At 65.8% G+C, this 18,192-nt stretch carries 19 protein-coding genes and 2 pseudogenes; 15 read left to right on the plus strand and 6 right to left on the minus strand.

What is annotated here, in order from left to right:
• Window positions 1-96: 96 nt before the first annotated feature.
• The 3 genes from AB0M74_RS34410 (at window position 97) to AB0M74_RS34420 (ending at window position 2,947) form a co-directional block, all read left to right on the plus strand.
• Window positions 97-1,008: an alpha/beta fold hydrolase gene (locus AB0M74_RS34410; protein ID WP_366530506.1), complete on the plus strand. Its 912-nt coding sequence runs from the start codon at window positions 97-99 to the stop codon at window positions 1,006-1,008.
• Between the two features lie 177 nt (window positions 1,009-1,185).
• The gene (locus tag AB0M74_RS34415) at window positions 1,186-1,809 is read left to right on the plus strand and encodes an SDR family oxidoreductase (protein WP_366530488.1); all 624 of its coding nucleotides are present in this window, start codon (window positions 1,186-1,188) and stop codon (window positions 1,807-1,809) included.
• A gap of 124 nt (window positions 1,810-1,933) precedes the next feature.
• Window positions 1,934-2,947: an alpha/beta fold hydrolase gene (locus AB0M74_RS34420; RefSeq protein WP_366530489.1), complete on the plus strand. Its 1,014-nt coding sequence runs from the start codon at window positions 1,934-1,936 to the stop codon at window positions 2,945-2,947.
• 113 nt (window positions 2,948-3,060) lie between these two features.
• On the opposite strand, the gene AB0M74_RS34425 is transcribed toward AB0M74_RS34420, so the two are convergent.
• Window positions 3,061-4,209: a GTP-binding protein gene (locus AB0M74_RS34425; protein ID WP_366530490.1), complete on the minus strand. Its 1,149-nt coding sequence runs from the start codon at window positions 4,207-4,209 to the stop codon at window positions 3,061-3,063.
• A 79-nt stretch (window positions 4,210-4,288) separates the two neighbouring features.
• On the opposite strand from AB0M74_RS34425, the gene thiD reads away from it, so the two are divergent.
• Entirely contained in the window at window positions 4,289-5,134 is an 846-nt protein-coding gene (gene thiD / locus AB0M74_RS34430; protein ID WP_366530491.1) for a bifunctional hydroxymethylpyrimidine kinase/phosphomethylpyrimidine kinase, read from the plus strand.
• A gap of 47 nt (window positions 5,135-5,181) precedes the next feature.
• Here thiD and AB0M74_RS34435 read toward each other — a convergent pair whose 3' ends face one another.
• A complete protein-coding gene (locus AB0M74_RS34435) occupies window positions 5,182-5,973 on the minus strand; it encodes an SUMF1/EgtB/PvdO family nonheme iron enzyme (RefSeq protein ID WP_366530492.1) in 792 nt (263 codons plus the stop codon).
• A gap of 183 nt (window positions 5,974-6,156) precedes the next feature.
• On the opposite strand from AB0M74_RS34435, the gene AB0M74_RS34440 reads away from it, so the two are divergent.
• Window positions 6,157-6,459 carry a hypothetical protein gene (locus AB0M74_RS34440; protein WP_366530493.1) on the plus strand — a complete coding sequence of 101 codons (303 nt, stop codon included), beginning with the start codon at window positions 6,157-6,159 and terminating at the stop codon, window positions 6,457-6,459.
• Between the two features lie 123 nt (window positions 6,460-6,582).
• Here AB0M74_RS34440 and AB0M74_RS34445 read toward each other — a convergent pair whose 3' ends face one another.
• Both AB0M74_RS34445 and AB0M74_RS34450 read right to left on the minus strand, forming a co-directional pair.
• On the minus strand, window positions 6,583-7,329 hold the full coding sequence (locus AB0M74_RS34445; protein ID WP_366530494.1) for a TetR/AcrR family transcriptional regulator: 747 nt from the start codon (window positions 7,327-7,329) through the stop codon (window positions 6,583-6,585).
• Window positions 7,330-7,491 (minus strand): DUF4873 domain-containing protein, encoded by a 162-nt coding sequence (locus AB0M74_RS34450; protein WP_366530495.1) that lies wholly within the window; start codon window positions 7,489-7,491, stop codon window positions 7,330-7,332.
• A 414-nt stretch (window positions 7,492-7,905) separates the two neighbouring features.
• Here AB0M74_RS34450 and AB0M74_RS34455 point away from each other — a divergent pair.
• The 3 genes and pseudogenes from AB0M74_RS34455 to AB0M74_RS34465 all read left to right on the plus strand — a co-directional run.
• Window positions 7,906-8,046: pseudogene (locus tag AB0M74_RS34455) on the plus strand (hypothetical protein); the annotation flags it as partial.
• Window positions 8,047-8,060: 14 nt separating this feature from the next.
• On the plus strand, window positions 8,061-8,909 hold the full coding sequence (locus tag AB0M74_RS34460; RefSeq protein WP_366530496.1) for an SDR family oxidoreductase: 849 nt from the start codon (window positions 8,061-8,063) through the stop codon (window positions 8,907-8,909).
• Window positions 8,910-9,001: 92 nt separating this feature from the next.
• Window positions 9,002-9,232 (plus strand): annotated as a pseudogene (locus AB0M74_RS34465) (2Fe-2S iron-sulfur cluster-binding protein); the annotation flags it as partial.
• Window positions 9,233-9,256: 24 nt separating this feature from the next.
• Here the strand turns inward: AB0M74_RS34465 and AB0M74_RS34470 are convergent.
• The gene (locus AB0M74_RS34470) at window positions 9,257-9,391 is read right to left on the minus strand and encodes a hypothetical protein (protein WP_366530497.1); all 135 of its coding nucleotides are present in this window, start codon (window positions 9,389-9,391) and stop codon (window positions 9,257-9,259) included.
• Between the two features lie 65 nt (window positions 9,392-9,456).
• A complete protein-coding gene (locus tag AB0M74_RS34475) occupies window positions 9,457-10,218 on the minus strand; it encodes an NAD(P)H-binding protein (protein ID WP_366530498.1) in 762 nt (253 codons plus the stop codon).
• 232 nt (window positions 10,219-10,450) lie between these two features.
• Here AB0M74_RS34475 and AB0M74_RS34480 point away from each other — a divergent pair, with 232 nt between their 5' ends.
• The 7 genes from AB0M74_RS34480 (at window position 10,451) to AB0M74_RS34510 (ending at window position 18,008) form a co-directional block, all read left to right on the plus strand.
• Window positions 10,451-11,101 carry a class I SAM-dependent methyltransferase gene (locus tag AB0M74_RS34480; RefSeq protein ID WP_366530499.1) on the plus strand — a complete coding sequence of 217 codons (651 nt, stop codon included), beginning with the start codon at window positions 10,451-10,453 and terminating at the stop codon, window positions 11,099-11,101.
• 71 nt (window positions 11,102-11,172) lie between these two features.
• Window positions 11,173-12,441 carry a bifunctional glycosyltransferase family 2/GtrA family protein gene (locus AB0M74_RS34485; RefSeq protein WP_366530500.1) on the plus strand — a complete coding sequence of 423 codons (1,269 nt, stop codon included), beginning with the start codon at window positions 11,173-11,175 and terminating at the stop codon, window positions 12,439-12,441.
• Window positions 12,441-14,585, plus strand: a complete 2,145-nt coding sequence (locus AB0M74_RS34490; protein WP_366530501.1) for a glycosyltransferase family 39 protein — start codon at window positions 12,441-12,443, stop codon at window positions 14,583-14,585. Before AB0M74_RS34485 ends, AB0M74_RS34490 begins: the two co-directional genes overlap by 1 nt.
• Before the next feature lie 228 nt (window positions 14,586-14,813).
• The gene (locus AB0M74_RS34495; RefSeq protein ID WP_366530502.1) at window positions 14,814-15,116 is read left to right on the plus strand and encodes a hypothetical protein; all 303 of its coding nucleotides are present in this window, start codon (window positions 14,814-14,816) and stop codon (window positions 15,114-15,116) included.
• 255 nt (window positions 15,117-15,371) lie between these two features.
• Window positions 15,372-15,710, plus strand: a complete 339-nt coding sequence (locus AB0M74_RS34500; RefSeq protein WP_366530503.1) for a hypothetical protein — start codon at window positions 15,372-15,374, stop codon at window positions 15,708-15,710.
• 617 nt (window positions 15,711-16,327) lie between these two features.
• The gene (locus tag AB0M74_RS34505) at window positions 16,328-16,840 is read left to right on the plus strand and encodes a hypothetical protein (RefSeq protein ID WP_366530504.1); all 513 of its coding nucleotides are present in this window, start codon (window positions 16,328-16,330) and stop codon (window positions 16,838-16,840) included.
• 1 nt (window position 16,841) lies between these two features.
• The gene (locus tag AB0M74_RS34510; protein WP_366530505.1) at window positions 16,842-18,008 is read left to right on the plus strand and encodes an MAB_1171c family putative transporter; all 1,167 of its coding nucleotides are present in this window, start codon (window positions 16,842-16,844) and stop codon (window positions 18,006-18,008) included.
• The last annotated feature ends 184 nt before the right edge of the window (window positions 18,009-18,192 follow it).

The following is an 18,192-nucleotide window of genomic DNA, read 5'->3' on the forward strand; positions in this document are numbered from 1 at the left end:
GGAGCTGAGCTGCGACCCTCAGGCGTGCGCGCTTTCCGGATACTGCCTGGTCAGTCATGGATTCAATGTACACCCTAATGGCTTTTATTCACCGAGATCGACGGCGAGGACATCCACTTCCTGCACATCGAGTCCTCCCGGGCCGACGCACTCCCGGTGGTCCTCAGCCACGGCTGGCCGGGCTCGATCCTGGAATACCTCGACGTCATCGCACCGCTCACCGAGCCGGAGTCCCCCGACGCCCCGGCCTTCCATCTGGTCATCCCCTCGCTGCCGGGATTCGGATTCTCCGGCCCCACCCGTAGCACCGGCTGGGGTCGCGACCGTACCGCCAAGGCGTGGGTGGAGCTGATGAGCAGGCTCGGCTACGAGCGCTACGGCGCGATCGGCAACGATGGCGGCTCGATGATCTCCCCTGAGATCGGGCGCATCGACCCAGAGCGCGTCGTCGGCGTCCATGTCACACAGCTGTTTTCGTTCCCGTCCGGCGACCCGGCGGAATTCGAGGGCCTGTCCGAGGCCGACATGGCCGCGCTGGCGCACCTGCAGTGGTTCCACGACAACAAGATGGCCTTCAACACCCTGCACAGCCAGCAGCCGCAGACCCTGGCCTTCGCGCTGAGTGATTCGCCGGTGGGCTTGCTCGGCTGGAACGCGCAGCTGTTCGGCGAGGGACTCGACGACGACTTCGTGATCGGCAATGTGGCCATCTACTGGCTGACCGGCACCGCGGGCTCGTCGATTCGCTTCTACTACGAGGACGCACACGTCGCGCAGCAGCCGTCCGCGCCGACCGAGACGCCGACCGGGCTCGCGATGTTCAAGGGTGACTTCCAGTCGATCCGCCGCTTCGCCGAGCGCGATCACCGCAACATCGTCAGCTGGAACGCCTATGACGTCGGCTCCGTCCAGGGCGGCGCCAACGACGCGGCGGGGCACTATGCCGCACACGAGGCGCCCGAGGTATTGGTCGCCGATATCCGGAGCTTCTTCGCCCAGCTCAGCTGAGCATTCTTCGCCACTCGACGGCCCGGGCTCGTCTTCCAGAGCACGGGCCGTGGTGCGTTCCACGGGCCCGAGACAGTCTCTTATGTCATCGAGACGCGCGGCCATGGTTCACCGGACTCGGCGCTGATGTACTGGATTCACCAACAGCCCAACAGCTTTCGAAACAAGGAGAACACCGTGAAAATCGCAGTCTTCGGAGCGACAAGCACCGTCGGTCGTCAGGTCGTCGAGCAGGCCCTCACCCAGGGTCACGAGGTGACGGCCTTCACCCGCAGCGCGGCGGGAGTCGAGCAGCGGCACGAGCGCCTGCACATCATCGAGGGCGATGTACTCGACACCGCATCGGTGGAGCGGGCCGTCGTCGGCCAGGACGCCGTGCTGATCTCGCTCGGTGCGGGCCGTAAGGGTGTCATCCGGGCCGAGGGCACGCGCGCGGTCATCGAGGCGATGCACCGGACCGGGGTGAAGCGGCTGATCGCGCAGACCACCCTCGGCGTCGGCGACAGCCGCGGCAATCTGAACTTCCTGTGGAAGTACGTCATGTTCGGCATGCTGCTGCGCCAGGCGTACGCCGATCACGTGCAGCAGGAAGCCTATGTCCGTGCCAGCGATCTGGACTGGACCATCGTGCGCCCGAGCGCCTTTACCGACGGCCCGCGCACCGGCAGCTACCGCCGTGGATTCCCGGCCGACGAGACCGGACTCGCGCTGAAGATCGCCCGCGCCGATATCGCGGACTTCATGCTCGAGCAGCTGACCGATACGTCCTACCTGCGCCAGACTCCCGGCATCTCGAACTGAGGCAGCAGCCGTGCCGCGCCGTTGGACCGGCTCATGTCTCCGGCCCGCCCGACCGCGACCCACGCGCCGACCAGGGGTGTGTGGGTCACGGTCGTGGAATACCTCGACGTCACAGCCACTTGAAATGAGTGTGACCGATCACAAAATCTTCGAGCTCGGCGACTTCGCCTTCGATGGTGGCACTGTGCCCGACGCCCGGCTTGCGTACCAGACCTACGGCGAACTCGCGGACGACAAATCGAACGCCATACTCTTCCCGACCTGGTTCGCGGGGACCCACATCCACAACGAGTGGTTGATCGGCCCGGGCAAGGCGCTGGATACCAACCGCTACTTCGTGATCGTGCCGAATCTGTTCGGCAACGGGCTTTCCAGTTCGCCGAGCAATACCCCGGCACCATACGACCGCGCGCGGTTCCCGAATGTCACCATTCTCGACAATGTCACCGCCCAATACCGCTTGATCACCGAGCATTTCGGCATCACCCGACTGCCCCTCGTCATGGGCGCCTCGATGGGCGCGGCGCAGGCCTACCAGTGGGGGGTCAGCTATCCGGACATGGTGCAACGCCTGGCGTCGATCACCGGCTCGTCACACACCAGCCCGCACAACAAGGTGTTCCTCGACGGTCTGCGATTCGCCCTGACCGCCGATGCGGCCTTCGCCGACGGCGACTACCTGCAACCGCCGCGTCTCGGGCTGCGCGCGTTCGCCCGCGTGCTCGCGGGTTGGGCCCTGTCGCAGGCGTTCTATTGGGAGCGGGTGTACGAGAAAGTCGGCTTCGCTACCCTTGAGGACTTTCTCACCAACCTGTGGGAGCCGATCTTCGCGGCGGCGGACGCCAACGATCTGCTCGCCCAGATCTGGACCTGGAAGCACGCCGACATCGGCCTGACCCCGGGTTTCGACGGCGACACCGAGGCGGCATTGGCCGCCATCACGGCGAAGACCGTGGCCCTGCCCGCCCTGAAGGATCTGTACTTCCCTCCCGAGGACGAGGCGTGGGCCGTCGATCGCATGCGCGACGCGAAACTTGTTGTAGTACCGGGCATTTGGGGTCATCTCACCGGTGGCGGCAGCGATCCCGACGGAGCGGTATTCATCGATAGCGCGCTGCGGGAACTGCTGGCGCGCTGAGGGCCGTCACGACCGACCGAAGCGAAGCTGTCCGATGGCCGGTTCCGAGCATTGTGCGCGCAAACCCGATCCTCACCGCGCTGAGCCGATGGCGCTATGGAGGCCGCTACCGCTCATGGGTGTTCGTGCAGCTCGCCCCAAGCGGGAAACGGATCGGGGTAGCCGGCCCATTCCAGTGGTCCCGCGGCGAGTTCGGCGTCGGTGAGCAATGCGGCGTCCAACATCTCGCGTACTCGGTCGCGCTCGAGCTTTACGCCGATGAAAACAATCTCCTGTCCGGGTGGCACCTCCAGCGAAGTCCACCAGGCGGCCGGTTCGAATACCAGGTTCGGGCCCGCCTGCGACCAGACCGCCGCCAACCCCGCCCGGCTCGCGATCCAGCAGAAACCCTTGCTGCGCAACAGACCTCGCATTCGATCGAGCGCATCGGAGAGGCGGGTCGGATGAAAGGGGCGGTCGGCGGTGTAGGTCAGGCTGCGGATGCCGTATTCCTCGGTCTCCGGGAGGTGTCCACCCGCGAGTTCGTCCTCCCAGCCCACAGCCTCGGCGGCGACGACCGGGTTGTAGCGTCCGGTGCCGAGCACCTCCGCCAGGTCCACGATGCCCTGCTGCGTGCGCAGCACTTCGGCGCGCGGATTCAGCCTGCGCACGGTGGCTTCCACCGCCCCGGCGACGGCGTCGCTCACCAGATCGGTCTTGTTGACCAGCAGCACGTCGGCGAATTCCACCTGATCCACCAGCAAGTCGGCGATGGTGCGCGTATCCGCTTCCGCTGCTTGTAGATTGCGTTCGGCAAGCGCCTGCCCGCGGGCCACCTCCACGAGGAAGGTCGATGCGTCGACCACAGTCACCATGGTGTCGAGCCGGGCGATATCGCCGAGCGTGAAACCATCCTCGAATTCCCAGTCGAAGGTGGCGGCCACCGGCATGGGCTCGGAGATGCCGGTGGATTCGATGACCAGCTGATCGAAACGGCCGTCGCGCGCCAGACGGCCGACCGCTTCGATCAGGTCCTCGCGCAGCGTGCAGCAGATGCAGCCATTGGTGAGCTCGACCAACTTCTCCTCGGTCCGGTCCAGGTGCCCCTGGCCCGCGACGAGCGCGGCGTCGATATTCACCTCGCTCATGTCGTTGACGATGACCGCGACGCGGCGGCCGTCCCGGTTGGCCAGGATGTGGTTGAGCAGCGTGGTCTTGCCCGCGCCGAGGAAGCCGGACAGCACGGTGACGGGCAGCAGATCGGCGGGCGATGGAGTGGTCATACGTTAATGATAATGGTTTTCATTTACATCTGGGATTCCGGGGCGGTTACCCGGTGTGGCAGGTCGTAGGGTCTTGGGTGTGAAATTGCTGCCTCTTCCCGCCGAGGGACAGACCCCGGTCCGCGCTCTCACCATCGCGGGCACCGACTCGGGTGGGGGTGCCGGAATCCAGGCCGACTCGCGCACCATGGCACTGTGCGGGGTGCACGCGTGCGTCGCGGTGGCAGCGGTGACGGTGCAGAACTCGGTGGGCGTCAGCGGCTTTCACGAAATTCCGCCACAGATCGTGGCCGATCAGGTGCGCAGCGTGGTCGGCGATATCGGGATCGGCGCGGCCAAGACCGGGATGCTGGCCTCGACCGCCATTATCGAGGCCGTCGCGGGGGTCTGCCGGGAGGTCGGCATCGGACGCGAGGGGACGATTCCGCTGGTGGTCGACCCGGTCGCGGCGTCTATGCACGGCGATCCGCTGCTACACGAGGAGGCGCTGGACGCAGTGCGGCACACGCTGATTCCGCTCGCGACGGTGGTAACCCCGAATCTCGACGAGGTCAGGCTGATCACCGGCATCGACGTCACCGACGACCCGAGCGCCCGCCGCGCCGCCGAGGCGCTGCACAGGCTCGGCGCGCAGTGGGCGATCGTCAAGGGCGGGCATCTGCGTTCCTCCGATTTCAGCACCGATCTACTGTTCGACGGCGAGCAGTTCCTGGAATTCACCGCGCCGCGCATCAGCACCGGCAACGACCACGGCGGCGGCGACACCCTGGCCGCCGCGATTGCCTGCGCCCTTGCCAACGGCTATTCGGTTCCCGACGCGGTGGCCTTCGCCAAAGAGTGGACCTACCGCTGCCTCGCCGCGTCCTATAACCTCGGCGCCGGGCATGGGCCGGTGTCGCCGCTATGGCGATTGAGCCACTCGTAGAGCGCACTCCGGGCAACCGAGCCGCACTCAGAGCAACCGAGCCGCGCTCAGAGCAACACCGAGCGGACTACACGGAAGCCGACGTCGTCGGGCCGAAAGCTCGGATGACTGCGACGACGCACCGAGGCGCGGCAGCTCCAGTGCTCGTCGAACCACCCGCCACCGCGCAGCACCCGATAGGCGCCGTAGACCTCGGCGTCGTAGACGTCCCAGCACCAGTCCCACACGTTGCCGAGCATGTCGTACAGGCCGAATGCATTGGGCCGCTTGCCGCCCACGTCGTGCATCCGACCATCGGAATTGCCACGGTACCAAGCGATCTCATCGAGTTCGCCGTAGCGCGGACCGGTTGTCCCCGCACGGCACGCGTGCTCCCACTCGGCTTCCGTCGGCAACCGGTACCCGTCAGCGGAAGCTATCCATTCGATACCGTCGCCATCGGCACCGGCTTCGGCTTCGGGACCGCCGCCAGCTCCAGCACTGGCATCGGCACCAGCATCGGCGCCGACGTTTGTCTCGCTATCACCATGAGCGCCGATGGTCGCGGCACCGGCGCCGGCACTGATGCGATATGCCGGTGACAACCCCTCGTTTCGAGACAGCGCGTTGCAGAATCGGACCGCATCCCACCACGAGACCGTTTCGACCGGCATACGGTCGCCGTGCGCGGCGCTCGGGCGTTGACCGGTGACGTACGCGTATTGCGCTTGGGTAACCGGAAACCGCGATATCGAATACGACTCCACCTCGACCGACCAGCTGCGCCGCGTCCGCCGATCCGACAGCGTCACCCGTCCGGCGGGGATGGCGACCATCCCGATTTCCGTATTCACTCCCACGAGGAGGTGATCCTATCGTCGCGGGTCGGCTGGCACCGTCGGCCGCAATCCCGTAACAGCAGGTATCGGCCGGATTTCTCGGATGCCCGTCGGGCCGCGCTCGTGTCAGCGCGATATCAGCGACGGTCGGCTTTGTGCTGTGCAGGCTGAACGCACGGGACACAGAGACCGAAGGAGAACATCATGAACGCCACCCAGCCACGCGGGCTGCCATTGAAGGGCCGCGACGTCGCCGACCTCGCCGACCTCGTGCTCCCCGCCCTCACCGCGTCGATGCAGATCGTGCACACCACAGCGCCCGAGGAGATCGACAACTTCCGCAGGACAATCGCACCGCCGTCCATGCCACTGAACAGTCGGACAGCAGTCGGCCGCGGGGTAGCCGGGCGCGAACTGGCCCGCAAAATCGCCGTCGCCCTCGACCGGGCAGCACCGCGGCCGCCGGCTCCGGGGACCAATACTTGTCGGTGGGTCGGTTCATACTGAGGGCGTCGCGAACACAGTTGGCCTCAATGGCGCGGCACAACAGGAACAGCGTCGTTCCGTGTGGATGCGGCAGCAAGGCCGTTACAGCACTCGTGGCAGGCGCCACCGGTGTTCCGCTACGGCTTATACACTCGAAAATGCTTGGTGCAATGGCAGACCGGCGTCGATGACGATCCCGTTCAGGCGAGCGTTCGCCTCGGCGAGGGCCGAAATGATCTCGGCCAGGTAGGCGACGAACTTCTCGATCGGCATCGCGTTCGCCTGCGGACGGTTCGCGCCGAGCCACCAGTCGGTGGCCGAAGCGACCGCGCCGAAAATCGAATAATTGACCAGCTCCACGCTGGCCACCTCGACAGACTTGTCCTCCAGCATGCCCGCGAACAACTCGGCGGCCCGCTTGGCCGATTGACGGGCGGATTGCAATGCGCGCTCGGATTCGTCGGCCTGCTGGGTGAAGTGGCTGTGCAGCATGAAGCGGAAGACATTCGGATGCTCGGTCACCACGAGCACGTATTCGGCCGCACCGCGGCGGACCAATTCGCGAGCTGAGTCGTGGGTCAGGTCGATGCTGGAAATAATTCGTTCCCACAACATGTCGCGGACCCGGTCCACGATGGCGTTGTAGAGATCGGTTTTGTCCTCGAAATGCCTATACAGCTTGGGTTTCGCCGCACCCGCCTCCTTGGCGATGTCACCCATGCTGACTTCGGGGCCGAACTTGTCCAGGGCGCGGAATGCCGCGTCTACGAACTCGTCACGCACCTTTTTGCGATGCTCGCGCCACCGCTCGGTGCGAGCGTCGACGCGCTTGGGCGGCGCTTCGTCTGGATCCCGGCCGCGTTGCGTCACGAAATCGACCGTACCAACCACCTACTCCACCTCGAACAACTCGGTAGGAACAGGAAAGGGCGGCGTGCTCTTACCCATGATCCAGAAACGGCGCCACGGGTCGGGATCGCCGACGAAACCCTCGCGCGCGCCGCGCTCGGCGCGGATGGTCACCCTGGTTCTGCCGGCGAAACCGCTGCCCATCTCGACTCCTTCCGGATGCCGCCGAAGCTGCGAATACCGAACGCGCATCTCCGCGTTGACATCGGATGAGACGTGCGAAACACTCGTAAATGTACACGGAACTGTCAGTATTGGATACCTTGGGTATTAGATATTTGAATTCCGCAAGTCAGGAGAGAGAGCTGGTGGGGGCAATGGCACCCGGCCACGATTACGGTTTCCGACCCACCACCACTCCGTCCGGTGCTGCCGTGCATCGACGCCGCCGCATCGGCGACCGGCAAGCCACCGCACGGCGGTTGCTGCTCGCCGCAACGGCGCAGAGCGCCTACGACCGTGCCTGCGATGTGCCGACTCACCTGTACTCCTACTCGTTCGAACCGCGCGCGGACTGGCAGCGCCTGTTCTCCGAGCAGCCGGAGATCTTCGGCCCGCTCGGTGTGGAACGGCGGCAAGAGCTGGTATCTGGACGAGCACGGCAACAACCGGACGCTGTGGTCGGGCTTCACCTGGGAGTACTGGCGGCAGATGGAAGACCTTCCCACACAGTCGTTCCCCACATCGATCACGTCATAGCGTGAGGACAGCTCATGAAAAGCTTCGAGAACAAAGTTGCCGTCATCACCGGGGCCGGCTCCGGGATCGGCCGCGCGCTCGCGCTGGGTCTGGCGCGGCGTGGCGCGCGGCTCGCGTTGTCGGACATCGATACCGGCGCGGTGGCCGATACCGCGGGCCGTTGCGAAAAGCTCGGCGCGACAGCCATTCCCTATGAGCTCGATGTCGCGCATCGGGCCGCGGTGTACGCCCATGCCGACGATGTGCGCGGCGAGTTCGGCGGCGTGCATCTGGTGATCAACAATGCCGGTGTCGCGTTGAGCGCCAATGTCGAGGATATGGCGTGGTCGGATTTCGACTGGTTGATGAACATTAATTTCTGGGGCGTCGCCCACGGCACCAAGGCTTTCCTACCGGATGTCATCGCGTCAGGAGACGGGCATATCGTCAATGTGTCGTCTGTCTTCGGCCTCATCGGCGTGCCGACCCAAAGTGCCTATAACGCAGCGAAATTCGCGGTACGTGGCTTCACCGAGGCGTTGCGACAGGAGATGCGGATCGCCGGACACCCGGTCGGCGTGACCTGCGTGCACCCCGGCGGAGTCAAAACGAATATCGCGGTGAACGCGCGCGGTATTCCCGATGACGTCGACATCGACGTGGTGCGCCGCGGGTTCGAATCCATCACGATGACACGGCCGAGCTCGGCGGCCGAGATCATTCTGCGCGGCGTGCAGCGGAACAAGGCCAGAGTGCTGATCGGCGTGGACGCGCGCGGCTTCGACCTGATTCCTCGGGTTCTCGGCCCGAGCTACGAGGACCTCTGCGTGCCGCTCTACCGCCTGGGCCGCCGTGCTGCTGCGCGTTTCGGGATCGAGCTGTAGGTGGGGCTGTGGCGAATGCACACCTACGGGTTCGGTTGCCCGCTGCTATTCGGTGTCCAGCTCGCCCGATCTCGACGACGACGCCATCGACGCTGCTGGCCGATGGCTACGACGCCCCGTATTCCTGCCGGACGGGCGAACACAGCGCCTGCGCCCGCACGGTGCGCGCGGGCGAGGTCAGCGTGCTGCGCAACGAAACTCTCGTCGACACCGACACCGACACCGACACCGCCGTCGCCCTCGCCCTCGCCCTCGCCCTCGGCCTCACCCTCGCTTGCCAGTCGGTGCCGCTGGCCGACCACGTCGAGATCGACTTCGAGTGACCGGCGCCGAGGACGAGCCCGCGATCAGCGCTTCTTGGGCGGGAAAGTGGCCTCGGTGCTCACATCACCGGCCGACTTTGCCTTCTTCTCCGCTCGCTTTTCCTCGAGAGACTTGCCGGACTTCTTCGTCATGCCACTACGCGGAGATTTATCGGACATCCTGGTCCTTCGCTTGGAAACCTGAACGGTCCCGATGCCCCGACTTTCCGCTGGAGAGTGGATTTTCAGCCCAGCTGTTCGGCGAGAAAGTCTTCCCACGTGCGCTTGCCGATTCGAGCGTTGTCGAGATTGAGATTGACCCCCGCGCGGTAAGCCTTGCCCGCCTTGCCCGGCACCCGGATCGGCAGGAACGGGCGGCGTTTGCCGACCGCCGCCAAGTAGCTTCGGATCAACTCCGGCAGCGTGTACACCCTGGGACCGGCCAGATCGGTCACCAGACCCGACGGGTCGCCGTTCGCCAGCTCGACCAGGCGGGCGGCCACCTCACGCGAATCGACCGGCTGCCACCGGATCGCGTTGGGGGCCGGGACGATCGGCATCTTGGCCATCGCCTGCACCGTCTTCAGCGCCAGGTCGTGGAACTGGGCGGCACGCAGGATCGTGTACGGCAGGCCGGACTCGATGATGGCGCGCTCCGCACCGAGCTTGGCCTTGAAGTACCCGAGCGGGATGGTGTCCGCGCCGATGACCGAGATGTGTACGAAGTGCTGCACGCCAGCGGCCGCGGCGGCCCGCACCAGGTTCTGTGTGGCGGTGTCATCCCCCTTGGGACCGCCTGCAAGGTGCACGATGGTGTCGACACCGGCTACCGCCGCATCGATACCTTCGCCTTCGAGGAGGTCGCCGGTCACGTATTCGATGCCCTCGGCGGCCTCGCGGGTACTACGGCTCAGCAGCCGAATCCGGTAGCCCGCCTCCCGCAGCAACGGCGTGACGTGGCCGCCGAGGGTGCCGGTGCCGCCGGTGAGCAGGATGGTCGAGGTCATTGGTCTCTCCGATCATGGCGGACTGGGAGTCATCCCAGTCGCTTCGTTGATGGTCTGCCTAGATGACTGCGCAGGCGGCCGGAATGTGACATCGAGTCCATAGTGCGCCGCGTCACCGTTGCCGTGATTTGCCGAAACAGCAAAGAAAGTGGCCCCGGCAAGCCTGGCGCGGCCATCATTCGGTGACGGTGGACAACCACACGCCTGCGACCCCGACAGGAGCACAACCTCCATGACCGAGATCTCTGAATCGAGCGCCACCCAGCAGTTCTGGGAGGAGTTCTACCGAGACCGCGACCAGGTCTGGTCCGGGAATCCCAATCCCCTGCTGGTGCGTGAAGTTGCCGACCTGACACCGGGAAGCGCCCTCGACCTCGGCTGCGGTGAAGGCGGCGATGCCATCTGGCTGGCCGCACACGGGTGGCGGGTCACCGCGGTCGACGTATCCGCGACCGCCTTGCGGCGCGCCGCAGGGCACGCACAGGACGCGGGTGTCGGGGATCGGATCGTCTGGGCCGAACACGATCTGACGCAATCGTTCCCGGATGGGTCGTTCGATCTGGTGTCCGCGCAATTCTTCCACTCGCCGGTGGCGCAGGCCGATGAGCGGACCGATGTGCTGCGGCGGGCCGCTGCGGCGGTGTCGCCCGGTGGCGTGTTGCTGATCGCCGGTCATGCTGGATGGCCGTCGTTCGTGCATGAGCACAACGCGCCCTTCGATGTGCACTTCCCGACGATCCAGGAGGTCATCGACGGACTCGGCCTCGATACGGCGGCCTGGCGGGTCGAGACGACCGACGAAGTCCAGCGCGAGGTGACCGGGCCGGACGGCCAGAGCGGGCACCGGGTCGACAGCGTCGTGCGCATTCGACGCCTCGGGTAGGACTCGGGTACCCAGCAACCTCACAGCTGAGGCCCAGCTCCACACCAGCGCGGTTGTCGAAGGTAGTCGACATGACCGAAACCGCGACCGCCGGACACCGGGCGGAGCCGACCGAAGCGGTGATCACCCCTGTGCTGGATGTGGTGATCCCCGTCTACAACGAGGAGACCGACCTCGGGGTATGCGTGCGTCGGCTGCACGAGTACCTGCGCGCCGGGTTTCCGTTCCCAGCGCGCATCACCATTGCCGACAATGCGAGTACCGACGACACCATGCAGGTCGCACGACTGCTGGCCGATGAGCTCGGCGACGTGCGAGTAGTGCATCTGGACGCCAAGGGGCGAGGCAGAGCGCTGCGGACGGTGTGGGAGCAGTCCGATGCCCAGGTGGTCGCCTACATGGACGTCGACCTGTCCACCGACCTCAATGCGCTACTCCCCCTGGTCGCTCCACTGATCACGGGGCATTCCGATCTCGCGATCGGCACCCGATTGAGCGCGTCGTCGCGCGTGGTGCGCGGCCCCAAGCGCGAGATCATTTCCCGCTGCTACAACCTGCTGCTGAAAGCCTCACTGCAGGCGCACTTCTCGGACGCGCAGTGCGGATTCAAGGCCATGCGCACCGAGGTCGCGCGCAGGCTGCTGCCGCTGGTGCGCGACGGTGAGTGGTTCTTCGACACCGAGCTGCTCGTGCTGGCGGAGCGGACCGGGCTGCGCATTCACGAAGTGCCGGTCGACTGGATCGATGACCCCGATAGCCGCGTCGACATCGTCGACACGGCGCGCAAAGATCTGCTCGGCATCGCCAGGCTCGGTCGGGCGCTGGCCACCGGCGCGCTGCCGCTGGAGGAGTTGCGTCGGGCGATCGGGCGCGAGCCGCTGGTGGCGGGCGTGCCGCTGGGCATGGTGGGGCAGTTGGTGCGCTTCGCCATTGTCGGGGTGTTGAGCACCCTCGCTTACCTGCTTCTCTACCTTGTCTTGCAATCGTTGATCGGCGCCCAGCCCGCCAACTTCCTCGCGCTGTTGATCACCGCGGTCGGCAATACGACCGCCAACCGCGCCTTCACCTTCGGGGTACGCGGGGTGCGCGGGGCGGTGTCACATCAGTTCCAGGGTTTGGTGATCTTCGGAATCGGCTTGGCGTTGACCAGCGGATCGCTGTTCACGCTGCATCATTGGGCCCCGGACGCGCCAGTCCACCTCGAGCTGTTCGTGCTGGTGATGGCCAATCTGATCGCCACGCTGACCCGGTTCGTCGGGCTGCGCTGGGTTTTCCGGAACCCCGCCGATCGACCGGCCCCGGATGCCGTGGCACCCCGCGCGCAAGGAGGTCTCCGATAATGACCCCATTGATCACTGCGCCCACCGCGACGATTCCCGAATCGCCGGACAAGCGCGATATCCGTGGAGAATACCCGGCCTTGGCCGTGCTGCTGATCGGCACCGCCGTCGCCTATCTGTGCAATCTCAGTTCGAGCGGCTGGGCCAATTCGTTCTATTCCGCCGCGGTGCAGGCCGGTTCGGTGTCGTGGAAGGCGTTTTTCTTCGGCTCCTCGGATGCCGCGAACTCGATCACTGTCGACAAACCGCCCGCCTCGCTGTGGTTGATGGAACTGTCGGTGCGCGCGTTCGGCCTCAACAGCTGGAGCGTTCTTGTTCCGGAAGTACTGCTCGGTGTCGCTTCGGTGGCGCTGGTGTGGGCGACGGTCCGTATGCCCTTCGGCCCAGCCGCCGGCCTGCTCGCCGGGCTTACACTCGCGGTGACTCCCGTTGCGGCGTTGATGTTCCGGTTCAACAATCCAGATGCGCTGCTGGCGTTCTTGATGGTCGCGGCGGCATGGGCGATGACACATGCGGTGGCGGACGGGCGCACCCGCTGGCTGGTGCTCGCCGGCGCGCTGATCGGACTCGGGTTCCTCACCAAGCAATTGCAGGTACTGCTCGTAGTGCCCGCGTTGGCCCTGACCTATGTGATCGCAGGTCCACCGAAGCTCGGCACGCGGATCTGGCAGCTGCTCGCCGCGGGTGCGGCGATGATCGCCGGAGCGGGCTGGTGGCTGCTGATCGTGGAACTCTGGCCTGCCTCGTCACGTCCATGGATCGGCGGTTCGCATACTAATTCGATCCTCGACCTGACCCTCGGCTACAACGGACTAGGCCGATTGAACGGCAATGAGCGCGGCAGCGTCGGTCCCGGGGGTGATCTGCCGATGGGCGGCAACGGAATGTGGGGCAGCACCGGGATCACCCGCATGTTCGAGCCCGCCCAGGGTGGTCAGATCGCCTGGCTCATCCCAGCCGCGCTTGTCGCTCTGGTCATCGGAATTCTCTTGCGCGGCAAGGCTGCTCGCACCGATCAGCAGCGGGCGGCGCTCGTCGCCTGGGGTGGCTGGCTGCTGGTGACCGGGCTGGTCTTCAGCTTCATGGCGGGGATTTTCCATCAGTACTACACGGTGGCCCTCGCTCCAGCCGTTGCCGCGTTGGCCGGGGCGGGTGCGGTACTGCTGTGGCGAGGTCGGCACCGATGGTGGGTGCGACTGGCATTGGCGCTCGCCGTTGGACTCACCACGGCGACCGCGTGGATGTTGTTGTCGCGCAGTGCGAGCTTCGTGCCGTGGCTGCGATGGGCGGTGCTGGTCGTCGGCGCGATCGCGACGGTTGCCGTTGCGGTCCCCGCGCCACGGCGGCTTGCGCTCGTGTCGGCATCGGCTGTCGCATTCGTCGCGCTGGCCGGACCCGTCGCCTACACCATCGACACGATCGCGACCGGACACGCGGGGGCGATTCCCTCCGCGGGACCGAATGTCGGCAGAGGTGGGCATCGGCCGCCGTGGGGTGAGGGCCCGTTCGGGATGAATGGTCCGGATGGCGGACCCGGCAGTGCGATGCCGGGCGCGGACGGGCGGAACTCGAAGCCCAACAGCCGCATTCCGAATGATGGCGGGCGCACCGACGGTGGATCCACGGCCGGACCGAACGGCGGACCTGGGATGCGTGGGGGTGGCATAGCGCCGGGTGGCGGCGCGCCCGGCGGGACCGTGCCCGGTGGCGGCGGCGTGACCGGTGGCGGCGTGCCAGGCATGCCGGGCGGCCCGGGCAGCCCGGGCCAGGACGGTGGGCCCGGCAACATGCTCATGGCCAGCAAGCCGAGCGATCAGGTGGTCGCGAAGCTGGAACAGAACGGAACCGACTACACCTGGGTCGCCGCCGCGGTCGGCTCCAACAGCGCGGCCGGATTCCAGCTGGCCACGGAACTACCGGTAATGCCGATCGGTGGCTTCAACGGTAGCGACCCCTCGCCCACCCTCGAGCAGTTCCAACAGTATGTCGCCGAAGGAAAGATCCACTACTTCATCGGCGGCGGCCGTGGGCCGGGTTCCTCCGGCACCTCGACCAGCGCCCAGATCGCGCAGTGGGTACAGGAGAACTTCACTGCTATCGATAGAGACGGCATCACGATGTATGACCTGACAGTCGCACACTGAAAGACCGCGATTCTCTTGCACACAAGGTAATTCGCTCGATTCTGCGGTCACGGCACGGGCGGCGGCGCGATCCACTCGCGCCGCCGCCCGACTCTGCTTTCCGGTGCCGGGCACCCGATCGACCGAAGCTCAGCGCACGGCATGCTGCCTGCCGTCGCATACCCCGGAGCCCCCAGACCTGGAGGCACCGCAAGACACGGTTTCATCGCGCGCGGTAGTTTCGCACCCATGCCGACATCAAATAGCAGTGTGCAGTGGAAACGCGGGATCAGTGGGCTGGTGTTGGCCGGCGCGGTAGTTGCGAGTGTGCTGTCCGGGTCGACGGCCACGGCTTCGGCCGACAGCGGGCAGGTCGCCATCAGCGAGGTGGGCGTGTCACCGGTGGCGAATGACGGTTGCACCTTCTCTTCGGTCGGTGGTTCGTGCACCGATCCGGGGCCGGTCGGCGGAGCATTGATCGCTTTTCGGAATTGGCTTGTGAGTATGGGTTACGGCACTGGCAGTTCGTCGGGTTCCGCCTACTTCTTCTGACCGTCGAGAGCTCGATCGGAATTGTCGATCGACGCAGACGGTCGGTCAGCCATGAGGAAGACCGGCTGCGGCAGGCAGTGCTTTCACGCCATCAGCCCAGCTAGAGGGCAGCTGGATCGAGGCAGGTGCGACCCGGCCAGCCGCGTCGGCAGCCGGAAGACCGCCTCGCGGTCGCAGCATCGACCTGTAACGTGCCGCGACACAATTTCGGATACATCCTACGTAATCAACGACAACCAACGATCGGAGCTCACCTTGCGAACCTCGGCTCGAGCAGTAGCCATGTGCCTGGCCGCTCCCATTGCGGCAGTCGCCCTGACCGGGATAACCGCTGGAACAGCCGCCGCCGCGCCGGGCTGCGAGGGGTCGATGAACGCCGGATTCTCCTACAACGGTGTATGCCGGGGCGAGGAGGGCACCTACCGACTCGAGATCGATTGCATCGGATACAACTTCGCCGCCAATCCGCCGGTCGTGGGCCAGTTCACGTCGCGCCAAGATTTGCCTGTCGGGCAAGCTGGCACCGTGGCTTGCTTCGGGCCGAACTGGTCGAGCGCCGGGTGGGCGGTGGGTGCGCGGATCTTCCGGCTCTGACTGCCGAACGCGGCCGTGGCCAGTACGCAGTTCCCGGTTCGAGGGCGTTGTGCAACAGCACCTCGAGGTAGCCGACCACCTCGAAAGACGCTGCGGCAGTTCGACTGAAACCACACGTACACGTCACGATCACTTCCGGCAGCCTTCAGAAACGGATCGACCCTCGACTCCCAGAGCAGGTCCCACATCAGCTGCGAGATAGACCCCCGTCACTCGCAATTGCCACCCCAGTGTGAACGCCCCAGTGCCGCCTCTGAAGCAATTCATGCGCCTGGGGCGCCCTCATTTCTTCCCGGGCACAGATTCCGCGACCTACGGCAGGGTCGACCTGCTGGCGTAGCTTCTCGTACTCCCACAGCGGGCGAACCGCACGCATTCTCGACCTCGATCGCCGAATCCGGCTGAAGCCGAAGAGGAAGAGGAGATGAATCGGCTCGACCAGCGCAAGAGCACGCTCGAGTGGTGGGCGAAGCGAGACGGACGATATTGCGGCTGATCCACGGAAACCGGATGCGAGAAAGCTTGCGCAACAAGCCACTTCCGCGACACTGCTCCGGAGTCAACTACGCTCACCGCAATGTCGGCATAGGTCACGTGATCAACGAGGGGAAGGCATAGTGGAGGATCTCGCCGCGCGATTCGAGGAGCTGGGTCGCCTGGTACCGATCCCCTACCCATGGGACATAACGGAATACATCGCTCGGGTGGCAGAGTACCGGGGTCGGCCGATCACGTTGTGCCCGATCGACGTCGGCGCGCTCTCGGGGAACGGATGCGGTACCGGAAGCGGCCTGTGGATTGCCCGGGAAGGCGACGACGTGATCATGTACGGGGCCGACACCGAATGGCATGCCGATCACATCATCGCCCACGAGATCGGTCACATGCTGCTCGGCCACACCGGGACCGCGAGCGGCCCCGGTGGCGGCGCGGCTGATCTGCCGTTGCGCGAATTGATGCCCTCGCTGTCGCTGGAAACCATCCGCAGCGTACTGCGCCGCCAGGACTACGGCAGTGAGCGCGAGCACGCCGCCGAAACATTCGCCGACCTGCTGCTGGTCGAAGCGATGCTGCCGAAGCGGTCAGCGAGCCGGTTCCGCTCGACGTTCTTCCGAAACCGGCACCGCTGAGATGACCTCCCCGATTCCGGGTCTGATCACCTTGCCCGTCCTGGCAGGTATGACATTGGTGCTCGCCGGTCGGTGGTGGCTGTTGCGGGACAGCATCGTCGACCGGCTCATCAACCGCGGGCTCGTCGCCGCTCTCTTGGAGAACCTGTTACGCGAGGGTTGGTTCGAACAGTCACTGGCCTGGCTGCTGCCCGGTGACGACAGCGACGTCGTGAACATCGCCCGACAGCTCTCGCTGGGAGCGACCTTGTTGACCATGTCGAATATCTACGGCCTGGCCAAGTTGTGGGCAGGCGCCGATCCCGCCCACACGTGGCGCAGGCAGTGGCGCTATTACCTCGTCACGATCACCGCCACCGCCGTCATCCTGATCGCTGGGACGCCCGCCCGCCACGCCGACCTGTTGATCGACCAAGCCCTCGGCTGGCCGGCTGTCGTGGTCTGCATCGCGTTTTCCGTGCCGCTCGGCGCGACCGCCCTACTCCTCGGCCGGGTGAGTGTGCGTGAGATGCGCGCCGCAGGCGCCACCACCTGGCAGGAACGCGCACTGTACACAGCAGTCCTGGGCACCATTGCGGGCCTGGGAATCGTCGCGGTCGGATACCCGCTCGGGACCATCATCAGTCTCATGACAGGCCGACCGTCATTCGATCCCGAGATGCACTGGGAAGCATGGAGCGCCTTCCTTCTCTCTGCCGTCGGAGCTCCCGCCACGATCACCGTGCCGCTGATCAGCACCCTGCTCACCCACATCGGATGGGACCGCACCGGCCGATACTGCCGCCGCCTGCGGCCGATGTGGGCCGATCTCACCGCGGCCGTACCCGAAATCGTCCTAGAAATGCGGCGCGACCAGAACGGCCGAACAGACCCGGCCATCCGACTGCACCGTATGACGGTCGAGATCCGCGACAGTCTGCTGCATCTCAAGCGCTACAGCGACAGTCCTGACGATCTCACCGCCGCCGGCGGTGACCCGCATCTCCATGGCCGCCGCATCGCCGAGGCCATTGCCACCAAAGCTGCCGGACACCCCCCGAGCGCGAGCCGGTTCACGCCTCGGCACCAAGTCCGACCCGGGGCACGGGATCTCACCGCGGAGCTGCGCCAGCTACTCGCACTTGCCAAGGCATGGCCACACGTCCGCGGCCTGGCACAGTCGCCGTAGCGTCGACCTGGAACCACCTGAGGTCATGTGGCGGCCGGGTGATTCCGTGTGGTGATCGGATCGAATGTCGGTGTGCCGACCAACTACCAGCCGTGCTGCACCCCGCACCCCTCAGACGGCGTCGAGGGCCGCGACGATCTTGCGCGCCATCGCAGCCACAGCGGGGGTGGGCTCACCCTTGCCG

The organism is Nocardia sp. NPDC051463, from assembly GCF_040681975.1.
Classification (GTDB): domain Bacteria; phylum Actinomycetota; class Actinomycetes; order Mycobacteriales; family Mycobacteriaceae; genus Nocardia.

What these genes read in the sequence shown, in the direction of transcription:
- AB0M74_RS34420 (WP_366530489.1), top strand. Translation starts at nt 1,934, where the DNA reads ATGAGTGTGACCGATCACAAAATCTTCGAGCTCGGCGACTTCGCCTTC.
- AB0M74_RS34425 (WP_366530490.1), bottom strand. Translation starts at nt 4,209, where the DNA reads ATGACCACTCCATCGCCCGCCGATCTGCTGCCCGTCACCGTGCTGTCC.
- AB0M74_RS34440 (WP_366530493.1), top strand. Translation starts at nt 6,157, where the DNA reads ATGAACGCCACCCAGCCACGCGGGCTGCCATTGAAGGGCCGCGACGTC.
- AB0M74_RS34450 (WP_366530495.1), bottom strand. Translation starts at nt 7,491, where the DNA reads ATGGGCAGCGGTTTCGCCGGCAGAACCAGGGTGACCATCCGCGCCGAG.
- AB0M74_RS34460 (WP_366530496.1), top strand. Translation starts at nt 8,061, where the DNA reads ATGAAAAGCTTCGAGAACAAAGTTGCCGTCATCACCGGGGCCGGCTCC.
- AB0M74_RS34470 (WP_366530497.1), bottom strand. Translation starts at nt 9,391, where the DNA reads ATGTCCGATAAATCTCCGCGTAGTGGCATGACGAAGAAGTCCGGCAAG.
- AB0M74_RS34475 (WP_366530498.1), bottom strand. Translation starts at nt 10,218, where the DNA reads ATGACCTCGACCATCCTGCTCACCGGCGGCACCGGCACCCTCGGCGGC.
- AB0M74_RS34480 (WP_366530499.1), top strand. Translation starts at nt 10,451, where the DNA reads ATGACCGAGATCTCTGAATCGAGCGCCACCCAGCAGTTCTGGGAGGAG.
- AB0M74_RS34485 (WP_366530500.1), top strand. Translation starts at nt 11,173, where the DNA reads ATGACCGAAACCGCGACCGCCGGACACCGGGCGGAGCCGACCGAAGCG.
- AB0M74_RS34490 (WP_366530501.1), top strand. Translation starts at nt 12,441, where the DNA reads ATGACCCCATTGATCACTGCGCCCACCGCGACGATTCCCGAATCGCCG.
- AB0M74_RS34495 (WP_366530502.1), top strand. Translation starts at nt 14,814, where the DNA reads ATGCCGACATCAAATAGCAGTGTGCAGTGGAAACGCGGGATCAGTGGG.
- AB0M74_RS34510 (WP_366530505.1), top strand. Translation starts at nt 16,842, where the DNA reads ATGACCTCCCCGATTCCGGGTCTGATCACCTTGCCCGTCCTGGCAGGT.